Below are 17,500 nucleotides of genomic sequence, written 5' to 3' on the forward strand. Positions count from 1 at the left end.
ATATGACCGAGACACCGCAAGCAACCCTTTCCAATTGGCGCAAAGCGCCCCACAACACATGGGGCTTCAGCCATGTCGATCGGTTGGTGAAGACGGATACGATCAAGGCGGGGATGCAGTCAGCGCCGCTCTCCCATGGGCCAGACCTCGATCTCGATGCAATCCGGCTATCGTCCGGCCAGACTGTCAGCGAAGCGCTGGATGCGAGTTTTACCGATGGTTTCATGATCCTGCGCGAGGGTGAGATTGTTGCCGAACGCTATGGCCCGGCGCTGGATGCCGATACGCCACATATCGTCTTTTCCGTCAGCAAGTCGATCACGGCCACGGTTGCCGGTGTGCTTGTCGAGCGCGGCGAACTTGATGTCGACCTTCCGGTGATCCACTATCTGCCGGAACTGGCTGGCACCGCTTATGGCGATTGCACCGTCCGCCACGTTCTCGATATGACCGTCGCAATCGAATTCAACGAGGATTATCTCGACCCCAAGGGCGATGTCTCCCGCTACCGCGTCGCCATGGATTGGGACCCGGAGGGCAATTTTGCCTATGAAGGTGGTCTGCACGCTTTCATCGCCACCATGCGGCGCGGAGAGGGTGCACATGGCGACAAGTTCCACTATGTTTCGCCCAATTCCGACGCGCTGGGCTGGATTCTGGAGCGCGCCAGCGGGCTTTCCATGGCAGACATTCTCACGCGCTATCTCTGGCAGCCGATGGGTGCCGGCACAGACGGATTGATCACCGTCGACCGGCAGGGCGGTGCACGAACAGCAGGCGGTATCTGCACAACGCTTTCGGATCTTGCCCGCATCGGCGAGTTGATGCGCCTGAAGGGCCGCGTTGGCGACCGCCAGGTGATACCGCAGACCTGGATCGACGATATTCTGGAGGGTGGCGACCACGGGCCATGGGCGCGTGGCGACATGACCGACCTCTTTGCCTCGGCCCGCTACCGCTCGAAGTGGTATATTCCGGATCAGGTCCCGGGCGAATTCTGCGCCATCGGCATCCATGGTCAGTGGATTTATGTCGATCCGGTTGCAGGTCTGACCATCGTCAAGCTTTCCTGTCAGCCGATACCTGCCGATGACGATCTGGATGCGCTCAATCTGGATATCTTCCGTTCGATCGGCAAAGACGTCAGAGCCAGATAAAGCCCACAGCCGGAAAATCACGCGCTCGGGAACATGGCGACAGCTTTCGGCTTTACTGCTGGATGGTTGATCAGGTTTCAGTAAAGCGATGAGTGACAGTCTTGAACCACGGATCCTGCGCAAGGCAGGTCTGGTCTATGTGAGCGATCAGGATCCCGGTCTTACACGCCACCGTCGGGGGCGTGGTTTCTGCTATAAATTGCCATCCGGCGATTTGCTCAGCGACGAGCAGATCAGGCAGCGGATCAAGGCGCTCGGCATACCGCCCGCCTATCGTGACGTCTGGATCTGCACGCTCGAAAACGGTCATTTGCAGGCAACAGGCCTCGATGATCGCGGACGCAAACAATATCGCTATCATGCCGACTGGCAGGCCCTGAGGGATGAGCGGAAATATCACGAGCTTCGATCTTTCGGCGAGGTCTTGCCGAGGATCCGGCGCAAGGCCCGGCTGGACTCAGAACGGACCGAAGATAGCCAGACCGCAACATTGGCAGCGCTTGTCTTGCTGCTCGATGCTGCGCATCTGCGGGTGGGCAATAGCTATTATCTTGAGACCAACGGCACCTATGGCGCAACCACCCTGCTCAAACGCCACCTGTCGTTCGACGAAGGGCTGGAACTCAAATTCACGGCCAAGGGAGGCCGCAGGGTTCGCCACAAGCTGCGTGTGCCACGATTGCAGCGGATACTGGAGCGCATCGCCGATTTGCCCGGTCGCAAACTCTTCGTATGGCAAGACGGTGACGGAGACATTCATCCGGTCGATTCCGGTCAGTTGAACCGCTATCTCTGCGACATCAGTGGCGTTGCCATTTCGGCCAAGACCTTCCGCACATGGGGTGGAACCGTTGCGGCCTTCAGCCAGGCGGCAGAGGCGATCGGCAGAGACGAAAAACCAACCGTCAAAAGCATGTCGGAAGCGGCAGCAGCCGAACTTTCCAATACCCCGGCAGTCTCCCGTAAAAGCTACATCCACCCAAAAGTGCTGCAGCTGGCAAGCGATCCGGAACTGGCGAGATTGCTCACCGGCATAGTTTCGACCCCTCAACGCCCAAGGCAAGGTTTAAGATCGATGGAACAGCGGCTATTGCAGTTCTTGAGCGACTGAGGGCTGGCCGAGTGGTGGTCGATCCCGTCTGGAGGTTCGGGCAGCCTCGACAATCATCAGGACCACAGAGACGAGCATCAGGGCCATGATGAAGGAGAATGGCACCGCGCCGACAATCATGACGTCGCGGATGGAATCCACACCTCCAACGGCCATGACCGCGCCGGTGATAGCGGCAATGACGACAGCCCAGGTCATGGAGTGAAACGGCGTTTCGCCATGGTCGCTGCCGGCCGCCCCAATGGACTTGATGGCAATGATCGCAGCCGTCGACGAGGCGATGATCAGCACCAGAAACAGGAAGACCAGCACGGCTTTGACCACATAGGCGAAGCTGCTTGCGTTTTCGAGCATCACATCGACGGCGGCGTAGATCCGAAACGCATGTTCCGCCTCCAATATGCGCCCGGCAGCGCGGCCATCGAGTTCCATCAGCAAGACCGAACCTCCGGTGGCTGAAAACCAGACGAAGCACATGGCTGCGGGTGCCAGCATGGCACCGAGGATGAATTCGCGCACCGAGCGGCCATAGGATATGCGGGCCAGAAACAGGCCGACAAAGGGTGAAAACGCAATCCACCACGCCCAGTAAAATACCGTCCACTGGTTTTGCCACTCACTTTGGGCTTTAGACGTCAGTGAGCCGGCGGGGTCATAGAGCGTGGCAATCTGCGCCGGTAAAGTTGTCACATAGCGCCAGGACGACTGGATGAAGACGTTGAACAGTTCGGCACCGCCACCGAAAATCACGAAGACGAGCAAGACGGCAAAGACAATCAGAATACCGAGCTGCGACACCCATTTGACCCCGCGATGCGGCCCGGAAATGATCGAGCCGATGGCACACGAGATCGAGACCACCAGCATCGTCAGGAGCGCTGCAAGCGGAGGATTGCCAAACTGATCTGCAAAGAAGGCATTGCCGGTCAGCACGGACAGGCCGGAGCAAATCTGTTCGAGCCCAAGCACGATGGTGGTGGTGATGCCAGCGATGATCGCCATCAGCGAGAGCACATCGACAATATGCCCTCCCATTCCTTCAAGCCGCTTGCCGAACAATGGTGCAACCGCCGACCGCATGGCCATGGGTTGACCGAAACGGTGACAGGCGAGACCGAGTGCCAATGCGGTTACCGCATAGCAGGCCCATGCCGATAAACCCCAATGCAGAAAGACGAAGCGCATGGCCGAGATGGCCGCATCGTGGGATCCGGGAAGGACGGCCCCTTCCAGCAGGGCAGGATTGGTCTTGAAGTGGGAAATCGGTTCGCTCACAGAAAAGACCAGCACGCCGATACCGATGCCCGAGCAGAACATCATCGACAACCACGCTGCCGTGCTGTGTCGGGGCGGAGCGCCGTCCGGGCCAAGCGTAATGCGGCCTGCGACTGGAAGCATGACCAGCACCAGACAGAAAATCACGAAGATGGCGAGAAGATAGACGTACCAGCCGGCGAAAAAGGTGAGCGTCATATGCTTGAGTATATCCAGCACGTTGCCGGAGGCAATTGGCGCGGCGACCAGCGCCAAGACGAGTGCGCCGACCAGCAAAGTCGTGACCGCCGCGACAACGGGATTGAACCCCTGATAAAATCCTGTGCCCACGACCAATATGTCCAGCCGTCTCGTGGTGTTTGTCCCTGCCATGATGAATTGCCCCCAAACCTATAACAGGCGGGCGCTTGCACGCAGTGATCTCTGGTCCAGAGACCGGGTGGATATTGGACTGAATCTGCGCGAAACCCCGCGTTCCCTTAAGGCGCGAGAGTCGCGGGCAATTGTTGCACAATGATTTGCAACTCACGTTTTGTCGGATGAGCGCTCGAATAGCGATGGGGCAGAGGCGACAAGTTCCGCAGGGACAACGGTGTGACCGAACCGGCGCACGAAAAGTGCTATCGGGGTGCGCAGAGCGTTTACTCTGTGCTCGGGATCATCGAACAATCTGGAATGGATGTGATGGAGGAAGCGAAGAACGCCGCAGGCGCGGGACCTCGACATCGTGAGCATGGCACCCTTGGCGCGCAGGGACGGCTGCTCGGCATCCGTCATGACCAACTCATAGAGAAGCCGCGCCAGGGGATGGAAATTGTAGACTTGCGCCCGCACAGGCTCCAGCGCCGCGCGATCATCTGCCGCAATCAAGGCCTGACAGATGAAAACCTGAACATAATGCCGGAAGCGCGATTTTGGCATCGCCAAAGCCTCGGCCTGCCGTAGCAAGACAAGCGCTCCGTCGGTATCGCCCGTAAATGCCCGCAATTGCCCGAAAATCGCAAGCGAGGACGCAATCGTTGTACTCTGACTGTAGGCTTGTTGCGCGAGTTCAAGGGCCAGCGACTTGTAACCGCGATCGACATAGTAGAGCAGCTTTGCGGCAATCATCAGCAGTTCGGGCTTGTCCTGGCAACCAGGCAGGGCACCTTGGACAAGCTGTTCTATCTCGGTGTCGATGGACCGGCATGCATCTGCGCCAGTCTGGAAGAGATCGCGTCCGTGGATGATCACCCTGGAATGCAGATGATGCGCATAGCTGACGGCAATTTCCGGGTCATCAGGGTGGTCAGCACGCATCTTGCTGAGATGAACATTATTCTCCAGCCAGGCCTTGGCGGTGCTCTTCTCATTGAAGGAGGCATTCTGCATCGCCACAGCCAGTGGTTCGCTTGAAATCTTATAGCCCATTTCACAGCGCCAGCGCGCCAACAGGATGAGGGGGATCAGGCGATCTGCTTCTCGTCGCAAACTCGGATAGGGAGCCCCTTCGCGGATCAATGTCATGCGCTCAACGAAGAACACGCCGCCGGAAATACGCGACCAGCATGTCACGACGCATTCGGGGCGCTCGGCGACGCGGAAAAAGGAGATTTCCAGGTTGAAGCGTGCTGGGCCGTCCGATGGCTGCTTTGTGGGATCAAAGTCGGGTTCAACCGGGACACTCCGCTCGATCTCCGCCTCCAGGGCTTTTGCCAGATAGCCAGCAAAGGCTTCCCCTGCACCGCTTGCCGCGCCGAGCAGATCCAGTCCGCGCACCGGGCCGATCACGGCCTCAGCTTCGACGATCTTCTGGACATCCATGACCACCGGTGGGGGACCGAGCCACACATAACCTCCGCCATAGCGGGTGCCTATGAAACGGGGATCTCTGGGACTGTCGCCAAGTTTGCGCCTGACGCGATTGATCAGAAAGTCCACGCTACGGTCGCTTTTGTCCGAGCCGACGTCGGACACAGCGTCCAGTATCTGGTCGCGCGTCAGCGTGCGCCCGGCATTGCGTGAGAGCACCTTTAATACCCGTGCTTCGGCGACGGTAAAATGCGCCACGTCATCGCCGAATTTCGCTGTCCTGTAGTCAGTCCCAAACACTGGCCACACCCCCGCTCGAACAGTCTCATCAGCGCAAAACCCGCTTGTTATTGCGCGTTCGCGATCAGGGCCACCAATGACTATTCAGAAACGACCGCCCCACCCTTGGTCGTTAAAAAACAATGTAGCACGCAAAAATTGAATTCAAGCTATAAAATAAGACATAGCGCTTCGGGCGTTCAAGGCCAGGCCCATGCGGACGGGCAGTTATCCGGGGAAATGGACCTTATCGCGAGGCGAGAAACAGTCGGTCGCGGGAGCCTGTCAGATGTTTCAGCATCATCTCGCGTGCCAGATCCGCGTCGCCATCTGCGATAGCCCTGGCAATGGTTTCATGCTCGGCAAAGACACGCGAAAGCCCGCTCGCCTCACGCTTGACCGACGCCCCGTGGAACTTCATGCCAACGGCAATATGCTCCTTCAAAGCTTCCATCGCGGTGGAGAAGTAATTGTTCTGGGCGGCGCGCGCGATGGACAGATGGAACTGGTAGTCTGCATCTTCGCGGTGGGATTGCCTGTTGGTGGCATCGCGCAACAATTCGAGTGCCCGCCTGATGGCATCGAGATCTTCGGGTGTGTGGCGGGCTGCTGCTGCTGCTGCTGCTGCCGGCTCAAGCGTCAGGCGAAACTCGTAACAATTGAGCAGATCAGCCACGTTTTCGAGTTGGCCGAAACCGAGCGGTTCGCGCAGACCGGTGGAGCGGATGAAACTGCCGGCACCGCGGCGCGAATAGATAAGTCCCTGCTCGCGCAACCGCCGCAATGCTTCGCGGATCACGGGCCGGGATACTTCGAACTCGATTGCCATGTCGTGCTCCGTCGGCAATCGTTCGTCCGGCTTGTAGGAACCTGACTTGATGGCGCGGTGTATCCGTTCGAACACCATGTCTGGCAGACCCTTGCGGGACGTTCCTTGCTGAAGTCCCATCGTCAGGCCGCCTTTCTCAGGATCTGTCGCACCAGTTTTAGCAGTGTATCGGGTTGGCCGAAGCCGCCCGACTTGGTGACGATATGGCGCCCATCGGCAATGGCGAGCCCCATGCCGGGCATGCATTCGCCCAGAAGCCGGAAGCGCAAAATACCCATCTTCTCAAGAACGGCTTCGGCAGTCGCTCCGCCGGTGAGTACAAGAGTAGATGCACGGTCGGTGAACGCTGGAACAACCATATTGGCAAGATTTGCAGACATCTCTAACGGTTGAACGGGTGCTGACCCTTCCGTGGCCTGCACGACGACAACCATCTCACGCGCTTGGGCGGGGGAAGTGTCACACTTACCACCGGGCGCTGCGACATAGTCGATCACGCAGCGGCTTCGAAGATCATCAACTTGTTTAACCGTGATCGGATCGCGCGAACCGACAACGATCAGCGTCGGCACTTCCGGCACAGCGATCAAAGGCTGCGGCTCTTTTGACGTCATTGTTTGGGCCAGGCTATCGGCAAGGCCTCTGGCGCCGATCAGCAAGTCGAAGCCCTCATTCTCCGCCAATTTCAGTGAGGTGAGCATCTCATCTTGTGATGATGTATCGGGAATATGGGCGCGAGCCGCATGGGCACCCAGTTTTTCGGCCACGGCAATCGGTGTCTCAATGCCGAAGCCGCGCACATGACCGCCAACAACCAATCGACCGAAGTCGGGAATAGCCGGCGCGACCAGCGCCCGTTCAAACGACATCGCATCGAGCTCGGCCACGATATTGCCCTTCAGGCGCGAGTCGACCTTCTTGAATATTCGCACACCCACGGGCAATCGCTTCAGCGCTTCTGCCGTCGCGCGTGCGGCCTCACTGGCTGTTATTTCTCTCGATCTGAGATTGACGGCCAGCACGTCAGGCGCCTGAGCGAGGGCTTCATCCAGCGCGTCTGGATGAAGCACCACTTCGGTTGCCAGGCCGCGGCCGGCAAAAGGTGCAGCAGAATCGAGCGTTCCCGTTAGGTCGTCGGCGAGAATGACAAGCATGAAAATTGGCGCCCGCTAGCTGTTGTTATCTAAATTTCCGAATTTTATTCATATTTGTCAAGCAATTGACGCTGGTGAATTACAAATAAAGGGCGGCGCAGATTACGACCCTGGCGTGTTGTCCTATGCTCGATGCGTTTCAATGCGCGCATTTTCTTCTCAAGCGTTTCTTGCGTCTCCCGCCAAGGGGGAGGAAAATTTCCTGGCGGGAGACACAAGGCGGGTCCAGGCAATGCCTAGAAGGCCCCGCGGTAGATCTCCAGAACGTCTGTCTCACTCATGTCGATGGGGTTATTATCCATCAATCGTCTGATCGCATGGGCATCACTGGCGTATCGCGCCAGATCCCCTTCGGTTGCCCCATGGGCCGCGAGCGACATCTCGATTCCGAGGTCAGCACAGAAGCCGTGGGCGGCAGAGCGAAGATCGGCTTGCGACAGCCCTTCTCCAAGGTTCAGCGCCAAGGCCACCTCAGCCGTTTTGGCTGCGACCACCGGCTGATTGAACGCCAGCACATGGGGGAAGATAATCGCATTGGCGAGACCGTGCGGCAAATGCAGCAATGTGCCGAGCGGATAGGAGATGGCGTGTCCCGCAGCCGTGTTTACCGGCCCCAGACAAATACCGCCATAATAAGAGGCGAGCATCATGCCCTCGCGCGCTTCGGTATCGGCACCGTCCTTTACGGCGCGCGCCAGAAACTTCCCCACCAGATGAAAGCCCATGCGCGCAAACCCGTCGATCATCGGGTGGGCCTTGCGGTTGGTGAAGGCCTCAACGCAATGCGCCATGGCATCGACACCGGTCGCAGCCGTCACGGCAGGTGGAACGCTATAGGTCAGTTCCGGATCGAGCACGGCCAGATCGGCAATCAGATGCGGGCTTTCAACCGCGATCTTGTTGCCTTTGCCCGGATCGGTGATCAATGAGCGGATGCCGGCCTCCGATCCTGTGCCAGCCGTCGTTGCGACTTGCGCCAGACGCGTGTTTCGTCCGCCGACACGATTGGGACCGGTGACATCGGCCAGCGTCTGCTCGCTGTCCCAAAGGGCGGCGACCAGCTTGGCTACATCCATGACGGAACCGCCACCCAGGCCGACAACGAGGTCCGGCTTTAGTTCGCGCGCCGAACTCAGCGCTGCCTCAAGCGTTGCGATATCCGGTTCCCCCGGAATGGCATCAAAGACGACGACCTTTCCGGAAAGCTTCAAGCGGTCGGCAAAACCGGATGTGATCGGTGTGGCGATGACGAGCGTTGATGCGGCGTCATGCGCCCAGGCTCCGACCTGTTCGATGGAGCCTGCGCCGACGACGAGGCGGCGCGGCTGATGAAGCGTGATCTGTGTTGCCATCATGACGCGTTCCTCGTCTCGTCCCGGCCGGCCACGAGCTTGCGGGCATAGGCGATGGCGGAGTTCATGTTGCCGTGATTGGCGATCCCGCGGCCGGCGATGTCGAAGGCGGTTCCATGATCAACCGACGTGCGGTCAATCGGCAGATCGACGGAGACGTTGACGGCTGTATCGAAGGCGACCAGCTTGATCGGGATATGGCCCTGATCGTGATACTGGGCGACGACCAGATCGAAACCGCCCGAATAGGCCCGATGGAAGACCGTATCCGCCGAAATCGGGCCTTCCACATTGATGCCTTCGGACTTCGCCGCCGCCACAGCAGGTGCGATCTGGTCGTCATCTTCAGTGCCGAACAGCCCGTTCTCACCGCAGTGCGGATTGAGACCGGCAACGGCAATGCGCGGGCTGTCATAGCCAATGCGTTTCAGGTGGGCATCGCCCGCGCGAATGGTGGCAAGCACGCGCTCGGTCGTCGCGCGGCGGATTGCCTCCTGCAACGACACATGGGTCGAGACATGAATGACCTTCAACCGCTCCGATGCGAGCAGCATATAGGCTGCGGTCGAGCCGGTCAGGCTGCGCAACATTCCGGTGTGACCGTCATAGTGGTGGCCCGCCAGATTCAGCGCTTCCTTGTTGATCGGGGCAGTCACAATACAGCCAATCGCATTGGCCTCGGCATCGCGCACGGCCTTTTCGATAAAGCGGAAGGCCGCGTCGCCGGCGACTGGAGAGAGTGTTCCCCAGGCAAGCGGCGCACCTTCGACGGGCAGATCGACGACGAAAGGCTTCAGATCCAGCGTCAGACCAAGGGCCTCGCGGGCCGCTTCCAGCGTTGCCAGATTGCCGTAGATACGAGTCGCGTCCCGATCCTTAGGCGACATCTCGGCCAGTGCCTTGACGGTGATTTCGGGGCCAACGCCACAGGGGTCACCCATGGTAATGCCGATGATATTGCTCATGCTTGTCTCCCTGCCGCGCTGGCCCAACCGGGCGCCAGACGGACATATTTTATAGCGCGCCTGTGATAGGTGTAGGCGATATGAAGGCTGCCGTCTTGACCCTCCAGCAACCAGGGATAGGACATCTCCTTGTTGCGGCCATCGATGGAATCGTTGGAAAGGCAGGTGCCGGGTCCGTCTTCGATCAGGATGCGATGTGGAAAGCTGCATCCGTTATCCTGCGACACGGCAACGATAACCGGCGCACGCGGAACGCCCCAGACCGGCACGCAGCCGCCGGTCGGATCTGCATCCGGCCTTGCGTCATCCTCGCCCAGTTCATCGTAGAGCGAAGCGCGACGATCGGGCGACAATTCGGCATTGATCGGATTGCAGATCATCGCGATGGTACCATCCTTCAGCCGAATGGCGGCGATGGAAGAATTGTTATTGGGCAGGTCTGTCGCCGCAGGCGCAGACCAGGTGCGCCCGCCGTCTGTGCTTTCAGTGCGGTAGACGAAATCGGCTTGCCGGCGGCGAAAGAATGCGGCGAAATGCCCATCATCCGTAGCGACCGGGCTCATATGGACACAGCCGGTGGACTGGTCCAGATCTTCGAGCGTCCAGCTTTTGCCGCCATCCATTGAAATACCAACCGCTGCACGGTCGTGGCTGCCATTCCATTTCTGGCCAGGGCGTTGAATGCAGCGGAAAATCGGCAACATCCATGCACCGTCTTCGCGCACCACCAAAGGCGCGCGCACGAAGCAGCCGCGCGGCAGATCGAGATAGCGCCCTTCTTCGGCGTGAAGGACAGCGGGATCGTGCTGATCGCGGCGGATTTCGGCCATGCGGATCTGGCACTCATCCTGATTGCCGGAAGGCTGCGAGGTGTGAAACAGCAAAAGCCGGCCATCGGGTGCCGGAAACAGCACGGGGTTCTGCTCGGAATGATCCGGATCGAAGCTTAGTCGCTGGGGTTTGCCCCACGCGCTCGCGCCCGCCGCCAGCACGGAGGCGAAGACGGAGATATCCGACTTCCCTTCCAGCGTTCCGCCGAACCAGGCACATACGAGATCACCATTTCCAAGCATATGCAGGAAAGCTGCATGGTTCTGCACCATGGGCGATGGCAGCGAGGCTTCGTGTCTGCCGGGCGCCGGATTTTCAAGCACGCCTGTCATGGATCGGGCGATGTCGTCAGGTGTCATAGAATACTCCTCCATGGTGGCGACAATCGTCACTTTTACAAAGTTGTCAAGTTTTATAGGTTCTAGATCGTCGCGGTAATCATCCTGATGTTGTGCCTAAATTATTGTTTTCATGATATTTATTTTGTAAATAAAAAATATCTGAAATCAGAAACGTAAAATAATTTGACAAACTTGTCGTCACGTTGGATGTTTTGGTCAACGTGAAAAGCTCAATGACGCGGGAGGAATGTTCCGTCACAGGGCGATAGTCGCGGAGGGTATCCAAAAGTGCTGTCTGCACCCGGTGCCCGCACTTGCCAGCCGTTACACTGCGCATTCAAAAGGGAGGAGAACCCAATGAAAAGATCACTATTGCTCGCAGCACTGCTGCTGGGCTCAACGCTGTCTTCGGCCCAGGCCGCTCCGGGCCCAATCACGATCGTTCTGCCGGAAGAGGCCGATCTGCTTGAGCCCTGCATGGCGACCCGCTCGAATATCGGCCGTGTCATCATGCAGAATGTGTCTGAGACATTGACCGAACTCGACGTTCGTGGCGACAAGGGCCTGATGCCCCGCCTGGCGACCAGCTGGGAAGAAACGGAGCCGGGCACATGGCGCTTCCATCTTCGTGAAGGTGTAACCTTTTCGGACGGCACATCATTCGATGCGAAAGACGTCAAGCACAGCATTGAACGGGTGATGAGCGACAAGAATGCCTGCGAGTCGCGCCGGTATTTCGGGGGCATGACGATCACGCCGACCGTCGTCGATGACAATACCATTGACGTGACAGTCGATCCGGCCCAGCCGATCCTGCCGCTTCTGCTATCGCTTTTGACCATCGTGCCGGAAGAAACACCGATGGAGTTCGTCCGCGAGCCTGTCGGCACCGGCCCATACAAGCTGACGGAATGGACCCCCGGCCAGCGCATTGTTCTCACAGAGCGCGACGATTATTGGGGCGACAAGCCCGATGTAACCGAGGCCACATATCTGTTCCGCGCCGACCCGTCCGTTCGCGCTGCCATGGTGCAGACCGGAGAGGCCGATATCTCCCCCTCGATCTCCCAGATCGAAGCCACCAATCCGGCCACCGATTTTTCCTATCTCGACAGCGAAACTGTCTATCTTCGCATCGACCATAATATCGAGCCGCTCAATGACGTGAGAATTCGCAAGGCGTTGAACCTTGCCATCGATCGTGATGCCTTCCTCGGTACGCTGGTTCCGGAAGGCGCGATCCTGGCAACAGCCATCGTGCCGCCGCCAACCCTTGGCTGGAACCCGGACGTCAAGGTATTCCCTTACGATCCGGCTGAAGCCCGCAAGCTGCTGGAAGAGGCCAAGGCCGACGGCGTGAAGGTCGATACACCGATCACCATCATTGCGCGCTCTGCAAACTTCCCGAATGTCACTGAGATCATGGAAGCGATCCAGGCGCAGCTTCAGGAAGTCGGCTTCAACATCGAGCTGAAATTCGTCGAAGTGGCCGAACACGAAGTCTACTATTCCAAGCCGTTCAAGGAAGGTCGCGGTCCGCAGCTCGTTGCTGCCATGCACGACAATTCCAAGGGTGATCCATCCTTCTCGATGTTCTTCAAATATGACTCGAAGGGTACCCAGTCGGGCTTCTCCGATGCCAAGGTCGATGACCTCATTGCGCGGGCCTCTGCTGCCACCGGCGACGAGCGCGCCAAGTTGTGGTCGGAGCTGATTGCCTATCTCCATGACGATGTCGTGGCCGATGTGCTGCTGTTCCACATGGTCGGTTTCTCCAGGGTCTCCGAGCGCCTGGACTACACTCCGACCATGGCAACAAACTCCATGCTCCAGCTGTCCGAAATCAAGATCAAGTAACGGCTTCGGCGACCCGCTCGCCGAGATCCAGGACATACCGACGGCGGGCCATGCCCGCCGTCAACCGAGACCGAGGCAAGCATGTTCAGATTCATCCGCAAACGGGCTTTGGCCAGCCTCTTCTCCCTCGTCGGGCTTCTGGTGATGGTGTTTTTCCTGTCACGCCTGACCGGTGATCCGGCCGCACTCTTCCTGCCGGTTGAAGCCTCAGCGGAGATGAAGAACCAGTTTCGCGAATTGCATGGCCTGAACGATCCTCTGCTTGTGCAATTTGCCCATTATGTTGGCGACGTGCTTACCGGCAATCTGGGAGAGTCGCTGCGCAAGGCGCGCCCTGCCCTCGACGTGGTGCTGGAAGCCTTTGTCTGGACGCTGTGGCTTGCCGTTATCACCATGTCGCTGGTGACCGGTGCCGCCATCGTCGTCGGTTCGCTCGCGGCATTCCGGTCTGGTGGCTTCTTCGACCGGTTTTCCTCGATCATTTCACTGATCGGCGCGTCGGTGCCGGATTTCTGGCTGGCAATCGTTGCCATCGTTGTCTTTTCCATCCAGCTCGCCGTCCTGCCGACCTCCGGCACGGGTTCCATATCGCACTGGATCTTGCCGATCGCCGTGCTCTTCGTTCGCCCCTTCGGCATTATCGTCCAGGTCGTGCGCGGCTCAATGATCGGAGCGCTGTCGTCAGCCTATGTGAAGACAGCCCGTGCCAAGGGCGTCAAATCGGGCCCGATCATCTTCATTCATGCGCTACGCAATGCCATGCTTCCGGTCATCACCGTGATCGGCGACCAGGCTGCAAGCCTGCTCAACGGGGCCGTGATCGTGGAAACCATTTTCGGTTTTCCGGGCGTCGGCAAGCTGATGATCGATTCCATCCTGCAACGCGACTTCAATGTGGTTCTTGCGGCCATTCTGGTCACTGCGCTTGCCATCTTTGTCATGAACCTGCTGATCGATCTTGCCTATGCGCTGCTCGATCCTCGCATCCGTCACTGAGAGGACAGACGCATGGCAATGCCATCAACAGACAGCCTTTCCGCAGCCGAGCCTCCTTTCGTCATTCGTCTCGGACGCATGCTTCTTGCCGACAAATTCGCGCTGTGTGCAGCCATCTTCCTCGTGATGATGCTGGTCTTCGCATTGCTCGGTCCTGCCTGGCTTGGCGATGTCGCCACCAAGCAGAACCTGCGCGGCCGCAATCTCGCACCCTTCGATTTTGAGCGCGCCTGGTTCTGGTGGATGGGTGCCGATGCCCTTGGTCGCCCGCTTTTTGCCCGCATCATTGTCGCCACCCAGAACACACTGATGGTCGCTGCCGGCGCCGTCCTTCTTTCCTCGGTCATCGGCACCGTTCTGGGCCTCATTGCCGGCGTCGCTTCCGCCCGCGTCAGCCAGATCATCATGCGGCTTGCCGATGTGATCATGTCGTTCCCCTCGCTGCTGATTGCAGTGATCGTGCTCTATGTGCTGGGCTCGTCGATCCTGAACCTCATGCTGGTTCTGGCGATCACCCGTATTCCGGTCTATCTGCGCACCACACGCGCCGAGGTGCTGGAAATCCGAGAGCGCATGTTCGTACAGGCGGCCCGGGTCATGGGGGCCTCCGGCAAGCGCATCCTGTTTCGCCATATTCTGCCCGTGGTGTTCCCCACGCTGACCACGCTTGCCACGCTCGATTTCGCCTATGTAATGCTGGCTGAAAGCGCGTTGTCATTCCTCGGCATCGGCATCCAGCCGCCCGAAATCACCTGGGGCCTGATGATTTCGCAAGGCCGCCAATATCTCACCAATGCCTGGTGGCTGTCCTTCTGGCCGGGGCTTGCCATCATCCTGACCACCATGTCGCTCAACCTGCTGTCGAACTGGCTGCGCATCGCGCTCGATCCGGTGCAGCGGTGGCGGCTGGAAATGAAAGGCCGCTGACATGGCAGATCATCTGCTTGAGGTTCGCAATCTTTCCGTCGAATTCCACACCGTCAATGGCGTGGTGCATGCGGTACGCGATATCTCCTATCATCTCGACAGAAGCGAAACGCTGGCCATTCTCGGCGAAAGCGGTTCGGGCAAGTCCGTGTCGTCGTCTGCAATCATGAACCTCATCGACATGCCGCCCGGTCGCATTACGTCCGGCGAAATCTTGCTGGATGGCGAAGACCTGCTGACCATGCCAGCGGAGCAAAGGCGTAGGGTCAACGGCTCGCGTATTGCGATGATCTTTCAGGATCCACTCAGTCATCTCAATCCGGTCTATACCGTTGGATGGCAAATCTGCGAGGCAATGACGACCCACGGAATGGCGTCTGATGGTGCCCGAAGCGAGGCCTTGCGTCTGCTGGGTCGCGTCGGCATTCCCGATCCCGAAAACGCGATGGACAAGTATCCGCATGAATTTTCGGGCGGCCAGCGACAACGCGTGATGATTGCCATGGCACTGGCGCTGAAACCGGATCTCCTGATTGCCGACGAGCCGACCACCGCCCTGGATGTGACGGTACAGGCCGAAGTACTGGCGCTCCTCAAAGAGTTGCAACAGGAAACCGGCATGGCCGTCTTGATCATCACCCATGATCTGGGTGTGGTTGCCGATATCGCAGACCGCGTCGTGGTCATGGAAAAAGGCGTGTTGGTCGAGGGCGGCACGGTGCGAGACGTCTACAAGAATGCGCGCCATCCCTATACCAAAAAGCTGATTGCCGCGGCACCGGGTAAAGGCAATATGCATGAGCCGATTGCTGTTGGCGAACCGCTGCTGGCCGTGAAAGACGTGCGCAAGTTTTACGGCGCCTTCGAAGCGCTGAAGGGTGTCTCCTTCAACCTGATGGCCGGGGAAACCATGGCCGTGGTGGGCGAAAGCGGGTCAGGCAAGTCGACGCTTGCCCGCGTCTTGCTGCGGCTTGAGGAACCCGACGGCGGCAGCGCGCAGTGGAAAGGCAAGGACCTTTTCCAGATGCCGCCGGGCGAACTCTACAAGCTCAGGCGCGATCTGCAGATGGTGTTCCAGGACCCAACCCAATCGCTCAATCCGCGCATGACCGTCTATCAACTTGTCTCTGAAGCCTGGGTCATCCATCCCGATATTTTGCCCAAGGCGAAGTGGCGCGAGCGGGTGGCCGAGTTGCTGGATCAGGTGGGGTTGTCGCAAGAGCACATGAGCCGCTATCCGCACCAGTTTTCCGGCGGACAGCGTCAGCGTATCGCCATCGCGCGGGCGCTGGCGCTGGAACCGCAGTTGATCATCTGCGATGAGGCCGTTTCGGCGCTTGATGTCTCTGTCCAGGCTCAGGTGATCGAGCTTCTGGACAGGTTGCGCCGTGACATGGGCATTGCCTTTATCTTCATTGCCCACGACCTGCCGGTTGTCCGGGATTTCGCCGACCATGTGATGGTGATGGAAAAGGGTGACATCGTCGAACTCGGCACGGTAAGGCAAGTCTTCGACAACCCGCGCGAGGATTATACCCGCGCACTTCTCGGCGCCAGCCTCGACCCCGATCCAGACGTCCAGTCTGCCCGCCGCAAGGCGCGTCAGGCGGGCCTTGCGGCCACTGTCCCCCCTCTCAAGCGGAGTTTCTGATGTCCAAGAAAGCCTTTGTCGCGCTCGTGACCTGTTTCAACGAGGACGAGACGATCAATTATGAAGCCACCCGCGCCCAGGTGCGCCGTCAGGTGGCGGCGGGCAACAACATCATGTGCGCCGGCACCAATGGCGACTTTAGCGCCCTCACCCATGGCGAAAAGATCCGCCTGACGGAAGAAGTGGTCGACGAGGTTGCCGGCAAGGTGGATGTGATCGTCAATGCCGGCATGCCGGCCACCTTCGAAACGCTCCAGCTTGCAAAGGAATTCGACCGCATCGGCGTAGACGGCATTGCGGTTATTACGCCCTTCTTTATCGCCTGCACGCAGGACGGTCTGATCCGCCATTTCTCGACAGTCGCCGATGCAGTGAGTACCCCTGTCTACCTCTACGATATCCCGGCCCGCACACAGAACCATATCGAGCCGGAAACCGCTCGAAAGCTTGCAAGCCATAGCAATATTGCCGGCATCAAGGATTCGGGCGGCGCACAGGAAACACTGGAGGCCTATCTGGCGATTGCTCGCGACCTGCCGGATTTCGAGGTTTATTCCGGGCCCGATCATCTCGTCTTGTGGGCGCTGCAAAATGGGGCCGCTGGCTGCATCTCCGGCCTTGGCAATGCGATGCCCGACGTCCTTGCCGGCATCTTGAACGGGTTCAACTCCGGCGACATGGCCGATGCCGAGCGGCAACAGGAAATCTACACGGCTTTCAGAACGGAACTCTACGCGCTTGGCTTTCCGCCGGCGCTGGTCAAACGGTCGCTTTATCTGCAGGATAATTCTGTTGGAGCCTCGCGCCAGCCGGCACTTTTGCCAAGCGCGGAGCAGGACGCGAAGATCCGGGCTATTCTCGGACGCTTCGATCTGATCTGAACCTGCGATCACCGCTTGCAATGCGGTGAAACAGACTTATCTTCAGAGGCGCCGGTGAATAGATCCCGCGCCTTCAAAAACCTGATACCGGGCCCCTCTGGCG

General features: G+C 58.9%; 14 protein-coding genes. 7 read left to right on the plus strand and 7 right to left on the minus strand.

What is annotated here, in order from left to right; translation table 11 throughout:
- Positions 1-2 precede the first annotated feature (2 nt).
- Together ACQQ2Q_RS19315 and ACQQ2Q_RS19320 are read left to right on the plus strand one after the other, a co-directional pair.
- On the plus strand, positions 3-1,157 hold the full coding sequence (locus ACQQ2Q_RS19315; protein WP_428188760.1) for a serine hydrolase domain-containing protein: 1,155 nt from the start codon (positions 3-5) through the stop codon (positions 1,155-1,157).
- 88 nt (positions 1,158-1,245) lie between these two features.
- Entirely contained in the window at positions 1,246-2,268 is a 1,023-nt protein-coding gene (locus tag ACQQ2Q_RS19320; protein ID WP_428188761.1) for a DNA topoisomerase IB, read from the plus strand.
- On the opposite strand, the gene ACQQ2Q_RS19325 is transcribed toward ACQQ2Q_RS19320, so the two are convergent.
- The 7 genes from ACQQ2Q_RS19325 to ACQQ2Q_RS19355 all read right to left on the minus strand — a co-directional run bounded on the left by ACQQ2Q_RS19325 (position 2,245) and on the right by ACQQ2Q_RS19355 (position 11,103).
- Positions 2,245-3,915 carry a BCCT family transporter gene (locus tag ACQQ2Q_RS19325; RefSeq protein ID WP_428188762.1) on the minus strand — a complete coding sequence of 557 codons (1,671 nt, stop codon included), beginning with the start codon at positions 3,913-3,915 and terminating at the stop codon, positions 2,245-2,247. The two genes, ACQQ2Q_RS19320 and ACQQ2Q_RS19325, sit on opposite strands and share 24 nt — an antisense overlap.
- A 153-nt stretch (positions 3,916-4,068) precedes the next feature.
- Entirely contained in the window at positions 4,069-5,634 is a 1,566-nt protein-coding gene (locus ACQQ2Q_RS19330; RefSeq protein ID WP_428188763.1) for a winged helix-turn-helix domain-containing protein, read from the minus strand.
- A gap of 226 nt (positions 5,635-5,860) precedes the next feature.
- The gene (locus ACQQ2Q_RS19335) at positions 5,861-6,562 is read right to left on the minus strand and encodes a FadR/GntR family transcriptional regulator (RefSeq protein WP_428188764.1); all 702 of its coding nucleotides are present in this window, start codon (positions 6,560-6,562) and stop codon (positions 5,861-5,863) included.
- Between the two features lie 2 nt (positions 6,563-6,564).
- Positions 6,565-7,596 (minus strand): four-carbon acid sugar kinase family protein, encoded by a 1,032-nt coding sequence (locus tag ACQQ2Q_RS19340; RefSeq protein ID WP_428188765.1) that lies wholly within the window; start codon positions 7,594-7,596, stop codon positions 6,565-6,567.
- A 236-nt stretch (positions 7,597-7,832) separates the two neighbouring features.
- A complete protein-coding gene (locus ACQQ2Q_RS19345) occupies positions 7,833-8,948 on the minus strand; it encodes an iron-containing alcohol dehydrogenase (RefSeq protein ID WP_428188841.1) in 1,116 nt (371 codons plus the stop codon).
- Positions 8,948-9,913 (minus strand): 4-hydroxythreonine-4-phosphate dehydrogenase PdxA, encoded by a 966-nt coding sequence (pdxA, locus tag ACQQ2Q_RS19350; RefSeq protein ID WP_428188766.1) that lies wholly within the window; start codon positions 9,911-9,913, stop codon positions 8,948-8,950. The genes ACQQ2Q_RS19345 and pdxA overlap by 1 nt, the downstream gene beginning before the upstream one ends.
- Positions 9,910-11,103 carry a sialidase family protein gene (locus ACQQ2Q_RS19355; RefSeq protein WP_428188767.1) on the minus strand — a complete coding sequence of 398 codons (1,194 nt, stop codon included), beginning with the start codon at positions 11,101-11,103 and terminating at the stop codon, positions 9,910-9,912. The genes pdxA and ACQQ2Q_RS19355 overlap by 4 nt, the downstream gene beginning before the upstream one ends.
- 339 nt (positions 11,104-11,442) lie before the next feature.
- Here ACQQ2Q_RS19355 and ACQQ2Q_RS19360 point away from each other — a divergent pair, with 339 nt between their 5' ends.
- The 5 genes from ACQQ2Q_RS19360 (at position 11,443) to ACQQ2Q_RS19380 (ending at position 17,397) form a co-directional block, all read left to right on the plus strand.
- Positions 11,443-12,942: an ABC transporter substrate-binding protein gene (locus ACQQ2Q_RS19360; RefSeq protein WP_428188768.1), complete on the plus strand. Its 1,500-nt coding sequence runs from the start codon at positions 11,443-11,445 to the stop codon at positions 12,940-12,942.
- 81 nt (positions 12,943-13,023) lie between these two features.
- The gene (locus ACQQ2Q_RS19365; protein ID WP_428188769.1) at positions 13,024-13,938 is read left to right on the plus strand and encodes an ABC transporter permease; all 915 of its coding nucleotides are present in this window, start codon (positions 13,024-13,026) and stop codon (positions 13,936-13,938) included.
- A 12-nt stretch (positions 13,939-13,950) separates the two neighbouring features.
- On the plus strand, positions 13,951-14,865 hold the full coding sequence (locus tag ACQQ2Q_RS19370; RefSeq protein ID WP_428188770.1) for an ABC transporter permease: 915 nt from the start codon (positions 13,951-13,953) through the stop codon (positions 14,863-14,865).
- A gap of 1 nt (position 14,866) precedes the next feature.
- The gene (locus ACQQ2Q_RS19375) at positions 14,867-16,516 is read left to right on the plus strand and encodes an ABC transporter ATP-binding protein (protein WP_428188771.1); all 1,650 of its coding nucleotides are present in this window, start codon (positions 14,867-14,869) and stop codon (positions 16,514-16,516) included.
- Complete coding sequence (locus ACQQ2Q_RS19380) at positions 16,516-17,397, plus strand: dihydrodipicolinate synthase family protein (protein ID WP_428188772.1); 882 nt, start codon at positions 16,516-16,518, stop codon at positions 17,395-17,397. Before ACQQ2Q_RS19375 ends, ACQQ2Q_RS19380 begins: the two co-directional genes overlap by 1 nt.
- Positions 17,398-17,500: the final 103 nt, after the last annotated feature.

It is taken from the genome of Agrobacterium sp. ES01 (assembly GCF_050320885.1).
Taxonomy (GTDB): Bacteria; Pseudomonadota; Alphaproteobacteria; order Rhizobiales; family Rhizobiaceae; genus Allorhizobium.

Coding starts and splice junctions, on each gene's coding strand:
- ACQQ2Q_RS19315 (WP_428188760.1), top strand. CDS start 3: ATGACCGAGACACCGCAAGCAACCCTTTCCAATTGGCGCAAAGCGCCC.
- ACQQ2Q_RS19320 (WP_428188761.1), top strand. CDS start 1,246: ATGAGTGACAGTCTTGAACCACGGATCCTGCGCAAGGCAGGTCTGGTC.
- ACQQ2Q_RS19325 (WP_428188762.1), bottom strand. CDS start 3,915: ATGGCAGGGACAAACACCACGAGACGGCTGGACATATTGGTCGTGGGC.
- ACQQ2Q_RS19335 (WP_428188764.1), bottom strand. CDS start 6,562: ATGGGACTTCAGCAAGGAACGTCCCGCAAGGGTCTGCCAGACATGGTG.
- ACQQ2Q_RS19340 (WP_428188765.1), bottom strand. CDS start 7,596: ATGCTTGTCATTCTCGCCGACGACCTAACGGGAACGCTCGATTCTGCT.
- ACQQ2Q_RS19345 (WP_428188841.1), bottom strand. CDS start 8,948: ATGGCAACACAGATCACGCTTCATCAGCCGCGCCGCCTCGTCGTCGGC.
- pdxA (WP_428188766.1), bottom strand. CDS start 9,913: ATGAGCAATATCATCGGCATTACCATGGGTGACCCCTGTGGCGTTGGC.
- ACQQ2Q_RS19355 (WP_428188767.1), bottom strand. CDS start 11,103: ATGACACCTGACGACATCGCCCGATCCATGACAGGCGTGCTTGAAAAT.
- ACQQ2Q_RS19360 (WP_428188768.1), top strand. CDS start 11,443: ATGAAAAGATCACTATTGCTCGCAGCACTGCTGCTGGGCTCAACGCTG.
- ACQQ2Q_RS19365 (WP_428188769.1), top strand. CDS start 13,024: ATGTTCAGATTCATCCGCAAACGGGCTTTGGCCAGCCTCTTCTCCCTC.
- ACQQ2Q_RS19370 (WP_428188770.1), top strand. CDS start 13,951: ATGGCAATGCCATCAACAGACAGCCTTTCCGCAGCCGAGCCTCCTTTC.
- ACQQ2Q_RS19375 (WP_428188771.1), top strand. CDS start 14,867: ATGGCAGATCATCTGCTTGAGGTTCGCAATCTTTCCGTCGAATTCCAC.
- ACQQ2Q_RS19380 (WP_428188772.1), top strand. CDS start 16,516: ATGTCCAAGAAAGCCTTTGTCGCGCTCGTGACCTGTTTCAACGAGGAC.